This is a genomic window from Dyella sp. 01N36 (assembly GCF_056399745.1).
Window position 1 is genome coordinate 1 of the sequence record NZ_JBFTRY010000115.1, and the last position, 11506, is coordinate 11506.

General features: G+C 65.3%; 9 protein-coding genes. 6 read left to right on the top strand and 3 right to left on the bottom strand.

Annotated elements, in window-relative coordinates:
• A partial coding sequence (locus AC1DMG_RS15470) for an ATP-binding protein (RefSeq protein ID WP_477180722.1) occupies positions 1-3135 on the bottom strand: 3135 nt, incomplete at its 3' end.
• Between the two features lie 163 nt (positions 3136-3298).
• On the opposite strand from AC1DMG_RS15470, the gene AC1DMG_RS15475 reads away from it, so the two are divergent.
• From AC1DMG_RS15475 to AC1DMG_RS15485, 3 genes are read left to right on the top strand one after another with little or no spacing between them, the layout of a single operon-like run.
• Complete coding sequence (locus AC1DMG_RS15475; protein WP_441604942.1) at positions 3299-3916, top strand: YceI family protein; 618 nt, start codon at positions 3299-3301, stop codon at positions 3914-3916.
• A complete protein-coding gene (locus AC1DMG_RS15480; RefSeq protein WP_441604943.1) occupies positions 3913-4485 on the top strand; it encodes a cytochrome b in 573 nt (190 codons plus the stop codon). The genes AC1DMG_RS15475 and AC1DMG_RS15480 overlap by 4 nt, the downstream gene beginning before the upstream one ends.
• Positions 4485-5045 carry a YceI family protein gene (locus tag AC1DMG_RS15485; protein ID WP_441604944.1) on the top strand — a complete coding sequence of 187 codons (561 nt, stop codon included), beginning with the start codon at positions 4485-4487 and terminating at the stop codon, positions 5043-5045. The genes AC1DMG_RS15480 and AC1DMG_RS15485 overlap by 1 nt, the downstream gene beginning before the upstream one ends.
• Before the next feature lie 97 nt (positions 5046-5142).
• Here AC1DMG_RS15485 and AC1DMG_RS15490 read toward each other — a convergent pair whose 3' ends face one another.
• Positions 5143-5376 carry a glutaredoxin family protein gene (locus tag AC1DMG_RS15490; RefSeq protein WP_477180724.1) on the bottom strand — a complete coding sequence of 78 codons (234 nt, stop codon included), beginning with the start codon at positions 5374-5376 and terminating at the stop codon, positions 5143-5145.
• Between the two features lie 216 nt (positions 5377-5592).
• On the opposite strand from AC1DMG_RS15490, the gene AC1DMG_RS15495 reads away from it, so the two are divergent.
• Both AC1DMG_RS15495 and AC1DMG_RS15500 read left to right on the top strand, forming a co-directional pair.
• The gene (locus tag AC1DMG_RS15495; protein ID WP_441604946.1) at positions 5593-7761 is read left to right on the top strand and encodes a TonB-dependent siderophore receptor; all 2169 of its coding nucleotides are present in this window, start codon (positions 5593-5595) and stop codon (positions 7759-7761) included.
• A 161-nt stretch (positions 7762-7922) separates the two neighbouring features.
• Complete coding sequence (locus tag AC1DMG_RS15500; protein ID WP_441604947.1) at positions 7923-9305, top strand: L-serine ammonia-lyase; 1383 nt, start codon at positions 7923-7925, stop codon at positions 9303-9305.
• Positions 9306-9414: 109 nt separating this feature from the next.
• On the opposite strand, the gene AC1DMG_RS15505 is transcribed toward AC1DMG_RS15500, so the two are convergent.
• The gene (locus AC1DMG_RS15505; protein WP_441604948.1) at positions 9415-10419 is read right to left on the bottom strand and encodes a tetratricopeptide repeat protein; all 1005 of its coding nucleotides are present in this window, start codon (positions 10417-10419) and stop codon (positions 9415-9417) included.
• A gap of 274 nt (positions 10420-10693) precedes the next feature.
• Between AC1DMG_RS15505 and AC1DMG_RS15510 the strand changes: the two genes are divergently transcribed.
• Positions 10694-11506, top strand: an 813-nt coding sequence (locus AC1DMG_RS15510) for an APC family permease (RefSeq protein ID WP_477180723.1), incomplete at its 3' end; no start/stop codon positions are given.

The window sequence follows — 11506 nt, forward strand, 5'->3', positions numbered from 1 at the left end:
CGGCAGGCGCACGTGGAAGGTGCTGCCAAAGGCAACCTTTGATTCCAGTTCGACGCTGCCACCCATCATCGCCACCAGCTCGCGGCAAATCGCCAGGCCCAGGCCRCTGCCTGCGCGGCGCTGTGGGCCGATGACCTGCTCGAAACGCTCGAACAAGCGTGCCTGGCTCGCCTCGGGAATACCCGGACCGGTATCGATCACGCTGAAGCGCAGGCCGTCGTCGGTGCGACGCACGCGCAGGGTCACGCCGCCGCGCTCGGTGAACTTCAGGGCGTTGTTGGCCAGATTGAGCAAGACCTGCTTGATGCGCAGCGCATCGCCGATCATGCGCGGCGGCAGATCGCCGGGCATGTCCAGCTCGAAGCGCAGGCCCTTGGCGCGCGCCTGGCCCAGCTCGAGTTTCGCCACGTCGTCGATCAGCGTGCGCGGGTCGAACGGTGCGTTGTCCAGCTCCAGCTTGCCAGCTTCGATGCGCGCGAGATCGAGTGCGTCGTTGACCAGCTTGAGCAGCATGCCGCCCGAGCGCTGCATGGCTTCGGCGTAGTCGCGTTGGGTGCGGCTGAGCGTGGTGGTCAGCAATAGCTCGGCCATGCCCATCACGCCCGTCATCGGCGTGCGGATCTCGTGGCTGAGCGTGGCGAGGAACTGCGTTTTCGCGGCGCTAGCCTGCTCGGCCAGGCGGCTGCGCTGCTCCGCCAATTGCATCTGGTGCCGCTCGGCCAGGCGACGACGCCACGCCTGCAAGGCCAGCCACGCCAGCAGCGCCGCCAGCAACACATACGCACACCACGCCCACCAGCGCGCCCACGGCGGCGCCTGCACATGGATGTGCAGCGGCTGCGCAAGCTGCGTCCACACGCCGTCCGCGCCGGCGGCCATGACCTCCAGCGTGTAATCGCCGCGCGGCAGGCCGGTGAGGTCGCGCTCGCCATGGCCGCCGGTATCCACCCAGGTGTTGTCGAGGCCGGCGAGGCGAAACCGATAGCGATTCGCGGCGGGATCCACATAGGAAAACACGCGCGTGTCCACGATCAGGCCCGAATCGCGCCAACCGATGGAAAGATGACCGGACTCCGGCACGGGAAGCTCGCGCACGGCGCCTTCGCGGCGCACGCTGATGCGGGTGAGCGCCAGGCGCGGCGGTTCGGTGGCACGTGACGCGCGATTGGGATTGAAGCCCATCACGCCACCCAGGGTGGGCGAATAAATCATGCCGTCGGGCATGCGGCTGAAGCCGCGGAGAAATTCGCCGTTGCTCAGGCCATCCTGCAGCCCGAGCTCGCGGAACTGTGCGATGGCGGGATCGAAACGCCACAGGCCATCGCGGCCGAATACCCATACACGCTGATGCTGGTCGACAGCCAGGTCCACCACGTTGACCGAGGGCCATCCGCGGGTGGCGTCGATCTTGCGATCGAGCACCAGGCCGTCGCCGTCGTAGTGGTAATGCTCCAGGCCATCGGGACGAGCCATCCACACGCCATCGTCGGTGAAGTCGAACGCATCCACCGCCTGGCGATTGTCGACGCCGGGCACCGGTTCGAAATGATCGTAGCTGCGATCCAGGCGCAGCATGCCGCCGTCGCTGGCGTACCAGAACGTGCCGTTCCTCAGGGTGAGCTGGCTGCCCCAGCGTGCTTTTTCCTGCGCGGGTTGCACGGACACCGAAGTCACCGCCAGCGTGTCCTGGTCGACCCGGAACAGCCCTTCGCCGAAGCTGCGCGCATACAGCTTGCCGTCCGGCCCCACTTCCACTTCGAGCGGATGCTTGAGTCCGTGCTTGGAACCATCGACGGCATCGAGCTTGCCGTCGGCGTAGCGGAACAATGCGCCCTGCACGGTTACCCACAGGCGCGACTGCGCATCTTCGGTAAGACCGAGCACGTCGCCGCGCAGGCCCGAGATCACGTGCTCGACTCTGCCGGTAGCCGGCCACAGTCGATCGACGCGGCCGCCACGTTCGCCGACCCAGATCGCACCATCGCGGCCGCGCGCCACCGCGTAGGCGACGGAATCGCGCAGGCTGTTGTCGTCATCGGGAATGTGCGTGAAACGGCTGACACTGTCCCAGCCTGGAGCCAGGTAGGCCACGCCGCCATCGAACAAGGCGATCCAAAGGCCACCTTCGCTGTCGGGACGGATCTGCCACACCCAGGTGCCCGGCAGGTTGCCGTAGAGCACCGGTTGGTTAGTGACCGCCTCGATCTTTGCGTCGTGCGCCTTCTTGAGGAAAAGTCCGTGCTGCGTGCCCACCCACAGGCGCCCGCTGCGGTCGCGCACGCTGCTGAGGATATTGGTGTCGGGCAGTTCGCTGCTGCCCACCTGTCGCGCCACATCGTCCGCGCCGATGATGAACAGGCCGTGCGAGGAGGCCACGCGGATTTCATCGCCGTCGCCCTCGATGCGCCATGCGTCGAGCGACTTCTCCGGCGACGCCATGGCGATCGGATGGAACTCGCCATCCGGGTCGCGACGGAAGACGCCGTTGTCGCTGCCCACCCATAGCTGGCCGTGGGCGTCCACGTAGAGCGCGCCCACCGTGCCCAGGGCTTCCGGTGCACTGCCCGTCACCAGCACGTGGTCAAAGCCGCGGCCATCGCGGCGCATGCGGTCCAGACCCAGCGCCGTGCCCACCCAGATCGAGCCGTCGCCGGTCTGGGCGATCGACCAGGCCTTGTCGCTGCCCAGGCTCGCCGGATCGTTGGCGTCGTGACCCCAGTGGTGGAACGTGCCCGAGCGATCGTCGTAGCGGTTGAGGCCTGCCTCGAGGCCCGCGGCCCACAAGCCGCCGGCGCGATCGAAGATCAGCGCGGAGATGCCGTTGTTGAACAAGGATTGGCTGTCGCCCGCCACATGGCGGAACACCTTGAAGTTGACGCCGTCGTAGCGCGCAATGCCGCTCTTGGTGCCGAACCACATCGAACCATCCGGCGCCTGCACCACGGTATAGACACTGCTGCTCGGCAAGCCTTCGGCCGTCCCGAAGCGACGGAACTGTGGCGTCGCCAGTGCCGCATTGACGTGCTCAGGCGCTGCTGCCGCCGGCGCGGTTTGCGCGGCCGCGGGCACGCACACTGCCACCAGCGTGGACGCGCCCATGATCAGGACAACGCGAAGCAGCAAGGACGGCAGCATGCACTTCCCCCGGAATCTTTCGATTTTGCCAGACCTGCCGCGCAGGAACGAGCATGGCTTTTGGCCGACGCGACGGGCCACCCCGACGACGTTGCCGTGGGGAAACAATCCGTTCCGGCGCGACGGCTGGCGCCACCGCGGCGGATCGTCCAGACTTCCCGGCATGCCAAGCTCATGCCGCTCCAGCCGCCTGCTGCTCGCCCTCCTGTGCGCCTGCGCTCCGCTTGCCGCCGTGCAGGCTGCAGCGACCACGTACAGTTACGACACCACGCACAGCCAGATCCTTTTCAGCATCGACCACAACGGGTTCTCGCGTCCGTTCGGGCGGCTGCATATAGCGAAAGGCTGGTTGCGTTTTGATCCCGACGACTGGACGCAATCGGCCACCGAGCTGGACATCGACCTGGCCAGCCTGGACATGGGCGACGCCGAATGGAACGCGGCGGTGCTCAAGCCGGCCTATCTGGACGCGGAAAAGTCCCGTTATGCGCATTTCGCAAGTACTTCCGTGGAGCGCAAGGACGACACGCACGGCGTTCTGCATGGCAACCTAACCCTGCGTGGCGTGACACATACGGTGGATATTGCATTCACCTTCAACCGGCACGGCACGACGATTTACGGCATGCATACGATTGCAGGCTTCTCTGGCACGGCGATGCTCAATCGAGACGATTACGGCATCACCGCGACGCCCAATTCCATCGGCCACGGCGTGAGCGTGTGGCTGGAACTGGAAGCCATCCAGGAAGACCAGGCCCATAGCAAGGAATCACCATGAGTTTTCGCAACACCGACCATCAATGGGGATCGGTCGCCAAATTCTTTCACTGGACCATTGCGCTGCTGATCCTGGGCAACGGCATCTTCGGCCTTTGCATGGATCTCGCCAATGGCCCCATGCAGAAAATCAATTGGCTCGCCCTGCACAAGTCGATCGGCCTGACCGTGCTGGCGCTGTTCCTGTTGCGCGTGCTGTGGCGCCTGGCCAATCGCCCGCCGCGAGATGAGCCCACCTCGCGCCTGCAGCACTATGTGGCGCATGGTGTGCATACGACGCTTTACGCGCTGGTCGCGCTGCTGCCGCTGAGTGGCTGGTGGTTCAATTCCATCGCCGGCAAGCCGCTGCAGTATTTCAAGATGTTCAACCTGCCCGCGCTTACCGCCGCCAACCAGGATACGCGCCGCTTGTGGCACAGCGTCCACGAATACCTGTTCTGGTTCCTGGTGTTGCTGCTGGTCCTGCACATCGCCGGTGCGCTCAAGCATCACCTGATCGATCGCGACAACACTCTGCGGCGCATGCTTCCCTTTGCTCGTGTGCGCCCGAACTCTCAAGGAGAACGCTGATGAACCGCTACGCGCTCAAGCTCGCCCCGCTGCTGCTCGCTCTGGCCGTGCCCGGCCTGGCCGGCGCCGCCGATTACGCCGTGCAGCCCGCAGCCAGCAAGCTCGCCTTCAGCGGCAGTTTCCAGGGGCAGTCGTTCGATGGCACGTTTGGCCAGTGGACCGCCGCGATCAGCTACGACCCGGCCAAACTCGCCGCGTCGAAGTTCGACGTGGAAGTAGACCTGGCCAGTGTGAAGACGGGCGACAAGGATCGCGACGGCGCCCTGCCCGGTTCGGATTTCTTCAACGTGGCCAAATTCCCCAAGGCGCACTTCGTCACCACCGGCTTCCGCCAGAACGGCGCGCAGGTGGTTGCCGATGGCAACCTGACGCTGCGCGGCCTGACCAAGCCGGTGAGCCTCACCGTGGTGTTCAAGCCCGCAGGCACCGGCGCCAGCATGGATGTCACCGGTACGGTGAAGCGCCTTGATTTCGGCGTGGGCACCGGCGATTACGCCGATACGTCGGTGATCGCGAACGAGGTGAAGATCAACGCGCATCTGGCGTTGACGGCCAAATAAGCGCACAGCGTTTTTGTTGTAGGAGCGCACTTGTGCGCGACCGCCACCTCGCACGGTGCGGTAACGCCAGAGGCCGCGGTCGCGCACGAGTGCGCTCCTACAGGGGAAGATCCACGAAGGCCTGGACCGCCGCTGCATCAAACGGCCAATCCAGCTCCCGCCCATCGTGGCTGTCACGCAACACCGGCACGCGCGTGCCGTAGCGCTGCTCGAGCGCCTCGTCGTCGTCCACCCATAGGCTGTCGAAATCAGGCGCACGCGCCTGGGCCATCACGGCCAGCGCCTGATCGCACAGGTGGCAGTAGTCCCGCTGATAGAGCACGTATCGCATCGGCATAGGGGCGGGACAATAGCTTGCGCATCGCGTTTTCGCGATGCCCTCTGGGCCGGCCAGCGGCGGTAGCGAGGGATTCCTGCGGCATCTCGACCAAGGTCGAGACTGGTAAACGTAAATGATAATGCCTATCATTTGCACCAAGGGCCACACGAGCCCACCGGGTTGCCGCCGCCCCGGGTTCCCGATACCAACAAGACCCAAGGCCTGCCCATGCCCTCCCTCGCATCGCCCGCGCGACGCCAGTTGCCTCACCGCGCCCTGTTCCTCGCGCTGTCGCTAGCTCTGTCCGCTCCCCTCTTGCACGCCGAAGACGTGCCCGATTCGTCCGACACCACCAAGGTCAAGAATCTGGAAGGCGTGCAAACCACCGCCACGGTGACCGGCGATGGCGACTCCTACACCACCAAGGCCGCCTCGGGCGCCACGCGCCTGCCGCTGTCGCTGCGCGAGACGCCGCAGTCGGTCAGCGTGGTGACCGAGCAGCAGATGAAGGACTTCGGTCTGACCAACATCAATGCGGTGCTGGACACCACCACCGGCGTGAACGTGGAACGGGTGGAAACCGACCGCACCTATTACAGCGCGCGCGGTTTCGACATCACCAACTTCCTCGTCGACGGCGTCGGCCTGCCGTTCGCCAACGGTCAGCAGGAAGGCGACCTGGATACGGCGCTATACCAAAGCGTCGAAGTGCTGCGCGGCGCGAACGGCCTGCTGTCGTTCACCGGCAATCCCTCGGCCACGATCAATTTCGTGCGCAAGCGTCCCACGGCCGACTTCCAGGGCAGCGTCGGCCTGACCGTGGGGAGCTGGGACAACCGTCGCCTGGATGTGGATCTGTCCGGCCCGCTCAACGAGTCGCACAGCGTGCGCGGCCGCCTGATCGCCGCCGGCCAGGACACCGACAGTTATCTGGATCGCTACAACCTGCGCAAACAAGTGCTCGGCGGCATCGTCGAAGCCGACCTGAGCAGCAGCACCCTGCTCACCGCAGGCGTCACTTACCAGAAGAACAAAACCCACGGCGGCATGTGGGGCGCGCTGCCGCTGTACAACACCGATGGCACGCCGACCGATTACGACCGCAGCACCAGCACGTCGGCCGATTGGTCGCGCTGGAATGTGGCCGATACGCGCGCCTTCGTCGAACTCACCCAGCAGCTGGGCAACGACTGGAGCATCAAGGGATCGCTCAACTATCGCCGCATCGCCGAGGACAGCAACCTGTTCTACGTCTACGGCACACCCGACGCGCAGACCGGCCTGGGCCTGTATGCCTACCCGTCCGCGTATACCAGCAAGGAACGCCAGTACGTGGCCGACCTGTACGCCACCGGTCCGTTCGAACTGCTGGGCCGCACACACCAGCTGGTGCTCGGCGCCAACTGGGCCGAGGACAACGTGCATCAGCTGTCCAGCTATGGCGAAGGCATCGGCACGCCGCTGCCGCCGCTCAACGAGTGGACCGGCGATTATCCGGAACCGCCGTTCGATGCGTCGTATGGCAACGGCGACTTTCACATCAAGCGCAAGACCATGTACGCCACCGCGCGCTGGAGCCTGGCCGACCCGGTCACTCTGATCACCGGCGCCAGCCTGGTGCATATCGAGCAATACGGCGCCAACTACGGCGTGCCAAGCAATTTTGAGAAGACCCAGACCACGCCGTTTGTGGGCCTGGTGTACGACTTTGCACAGCACTACTCGGCGTATGCGAGCTATGCACAGCTGTTCAATCCGCAGACTTCGCTCGACATCAACAACAAGGTGCTCGATCCGGTCACGGGTGCGAATCTCGAAGTGGGTGTGAAGGGCGAGTGGTACGACGGACGTCTAAACGCAACGTTTGCCTTGTTCCGCTCGCGCCAGGACGGCCTGGCCGAATACGCCGGCCACAACCTGGCGACCAACCAGGACTACTACACCGGCATTGATGCGACCTCGAAGGGCTACGAGTTCGACGTGAGCGGCCAGCTCACCGACAACTGGCAGCTCAGTGGCGGTTACACGCAGCTGGGCCTGGTCGATCCGCAGGGCAACAACGTGCGCACCTATGTGCCGCGCCGCATGTTCCGTCTCGCCACCAGCTACCGCTTCGACGCCCTGCCCGGCTTCAAGGTGGGCGGCACGCTGCGCTGGCAGGATCGCATCTACCGCGACCAGCAGGCCGTGGCGCTGGACGGCAGCGAGATCTTCACCACGCAGGGTTCGTATGCCGTGCTCGGGCTGATGGCCGGCTACGACTTCGGCCAGCACTGGAGCACCACGCTCAACCTCGACAACGTGACCAATCGCAAGTACATCCCGAGCCTGTACTGGGATCAGGGCTTTTACGCGGCGCCGCGCAGCTACATGGTGAATGTCCGCTACTCGTTCTGAACGGGTGCAGCGTAGCGGGACGCCTTCTCGCTACGCTGCCTTCCGACATGTGACGAATCAGTCCATACGCCCGCGCACCGTCGCATCGCTGCGGCGCGGTAACGCACGCCCGGCGGCGCGCGTAGAATAGGTGGTTCTCCCCGCCCACTTTGCGTGTCTCCATGGCTGTCAGCGTATTTGACCTGTTCAAGATCGGCATCGGTCCGTCCTCCTCGCATACCGTTGGCCCCATGCGCGCCGCAGCGCGGTTCGCCGAACGGTGGCTCGAAGAAAAAGGCGTGCTCGATCGCGTCGTGCGCGTGCGCGCCGAGCTGTACGGCTCGCTGGCGATGACCGGTCGTGGCCATGGCACGGACAAGGCCGTGCTGCTGGGCTTTGAAGGCGCGCATCCGGATACGGTCGACCCGGACCACATCCCTGAGACGCTGCAGCGCATCCGCACCACCCATCGACTGCGCGTACTGGGCAAGCACGAGATCGAATTCGAAGAAAAGCGCGACCTGGTGTTCAACAAGCGCCAGAAGCTGCCGTTCCACACCAATGGCATGCGCTTCTCCGCCTACGACGCCGAAGGCCACGAGCTGGCCACGCGCGATTACTACTCGGTGGGCGGCGGTTTCGTGGTGAACCACGATGAAGCGGCCGAAGACCGCATCGTTGCCGACACCACTGAACAGCCTTATGCGTTCTCCACCGGCGATGAACTGTTGGCGCTGTGCGAAAAGCACCAGCTCACGATTGCCCAGCTGATGCTGGAAAACGAGAAGGTGTGGCGCAGCGAAGCAGAAACCCGCGCCGGGCTGCTGGTGATCTGGAAGGCGATGCAGGATTGCGTCAATCGCGGCCTGCGCTCGCCCGGCGTGCTGCCTGGCGGCCTGAAGGTGGCGCGTCGCGCGCCGGCGATGGCCGAGGAATTGCGCAGCCAGCCCGAAGCGGCGCTGAAAGATCCGCTGACCATCCTCGACTGGGTCAATCTCTATGCGCTCGCTGTGAACGAAGAAAACGCCGCCGGCGGCCGTGTCGTCACCGCGCCGACCAACGGTGCCGCGGGCATCGTGCCGGCCGTGCTGCACTACTACCACCGCTTCATTCCGAAGGCGGACGAGAACGGCATCGTCGATTTCCTGCTGACCGCCGGCGCCATCGGCATTCTCTACAAGGAGAACGCCTCGATCTCCGGCGCCGAAGTGGGCTGCCAGGGTGAAGTGGGCGTGGCCTGTTCGATGGCAGCCGGCGGCCTCACCGCTGCGCTCGGCGGCAACGTGCTGCAGGTGGAAAATGCCGCTGAAATCGGCATGGAACACAATCTTGGCCTCACCTGCGACCCGATCGGCGGCCTGGTGCAGATTCCCTGCATCGAGCGCAATGCGATGGGCTCGGTGAAAGCGATCAACGCCAGCCGCATGGCGCTCAAGAGCGACGGCAAGCACCGCGTGTCGCTGGACAAGGTGATCGCGACCATGCGCGAAACGGGTCGCGACATGAAGGACAAGTACAAGGAAACCTCGCGCGGCGGTCTGGCGGTCAACGTCATCGAGTGCTGAGTTGGCAATTGCGGAGCGTGGGCGCCGACATTGGCGCCCCTTCGCCCGTGGAAAGTCAGATGGAAGCCTTGGACGTGCGTTGCGCGCCCCACCGCCTCCACCAGCTAAATCACGAACCCGATGCCGCCGTGGCGGCTCCCGCATCCGCATCCACGCGCGCCTTCAACTGCGCCAGCTGTGCCGGCGTCAACTTGGCCGAGGCCTTGGCCAGATAGTCGGCGGCGCTCTTCAACTGCTGCTGATTGTCCATGCGCTGCGCCAGCGAGATCTGGTACCAGCCTTCCGCCGGATTCTCCGCAACGCCCGCTCCCGAGACATAAGCCACGCCCATCGCGTAGTGGCCGAGCATCTCGTTGGCGGCCATCGCCTTGCGCGCCAGCGCCACGCCGCGCGGGGCATCCACCGGCACGCCCTGCTTGCCGGTGATCAGGAAATACGCCAGCGTGCCCGCCGCTTTCGCGCTGCCGGCATCGGCAGCCGTCTGCAGCCAGCGCACGCCTGCGGCCACGTCCTGGCGACCGAACAGACCGGTGATGTAGAACTGCCCCAGCGACAGCTCGGCGTCTACATCGCCCTTCTGCGCCGCTGCGTTCAACAGCTTCTCGGCAAGCGCGATGTCCTTGGGCACGCCCATCTCTCCCGACAGACGCGCCATCGCCAGCACTTCCATGCCCTTGGACGATCCCTTGTCGGCGGCCTTTTGCGCCCATTGAAGGGCTTCGGGCATGCCGCCGGTGGACAACAGCGCCACGGCGAGCACAGCCATATGATCGGGGTTCTGGTCGATGGTCACGCTCTTGCGCATCCAGTCGATCGCAGCGGGAACATCGCGGGCGACGCCCACCCCGGCCATGGTGGCAGAGCCCAGCATCCAGGCGCCTTCCGCACTGCCAGCAAGGGCCGCCTTGCGATACCACTCGGTGCCGGCGGCCTTGTCGGCCGCGATACCGTCGTCCTGCAGAGAGCGCCCCAGCGCTACCTGCGCCTGAGTGTCGCCGGCCTGGGCGCGCTTGGTCAGCGCGTCGCGGGTCGCATCGCCCGATGCCGCGCCCGCCGGCATGGAAAGCACGGCAACCGCCGCGGCCATCACCACCAACCACGTCGCACGGATCATGGTTCGCCGACCTCGAGGGGGGAGCCCCGATACTAGCTGTCCGCCCCGCCTACGCCAATTTCCGGGATGCCGGGAATGCCGCCAATCCGCTCCGGGAGGGCCTCGTCCGGCCGCCGGACTAGTCGTTTCAGCCGTCGATTCAATGACCTGGGTGCTGCGTTGCGCCACGTTTCGCGGCGGCCGGCGGGCTGACAGTTCCCCAACCGGTCTGTCATCATCCGCCCCTTGTGTCGCCCGGGAGGCGGCCGTCGATCCACTGTCCCTGGGGACCTGCATGTCTCAATCTTCAATGCGCCGCGATGTCGGCCCGTTCGCCCTGATGCTTACCGGCCTGGGCTCAATCATCGGTTCCGGCTGGTTGTTTGGCGCCTGGCGTGCGGCCGGCCTCGCCGGTCCGGGTGCGGTATGGGCCTGGGTGCTTGGCGCCGCCATCATCATGACCATCGCCCTGACCTATGCGGAACTGGGCGCGATGTTCCCCGAGTCCGGCGGCATGGTGCGCTACAGCCACTATTCGCACGGTTCGCTGGTCGGCTTTATCGGTGCGTGGGCCAACTGGATCGCGATCGTCTCGGTGATCCCGGTCGAAGCCGAGGCCTCGGTGCAGTACATGGCCTCGTGGCCGTGGCAGTGGGCGCACGATCTGTACATCCACATGCCCGACGGCCATGGCGAACTGAGCTTGCCCGGTCTGTATATCGCCGCCGTGCTGGTGTTGATCTACTTCCTGGTCAACTTCTGGAGCGTGAAACTGTTCGCGCGCTCCAACACGCTGATCACCGTATTCAAGCTGGTGGTGCCGGCCGCGACTGGCCTGGCCCTGATCGCCAGCGGCTTCCACAGCGAAAACTTCTCGGTGGGCGTGAATGGCGATACGCACGCCATCGACTTTGCCGCCGTGCTGACCGCGGTGGCCACCGCCGGCATCGTCTTCAGCTTCAACGGCTTCCAGAGCCCGGTGAATCTGGCGGGCGAAGCGCGCAATCCGGGCAAGAGCATCCCGTTCGCGGTGATCGGCTCGATCCTGCTGGCTACGGTTGTCTACATCATCCTGCAGGTCGCCTACCTGGGTTCGGTGCCGCCGGAC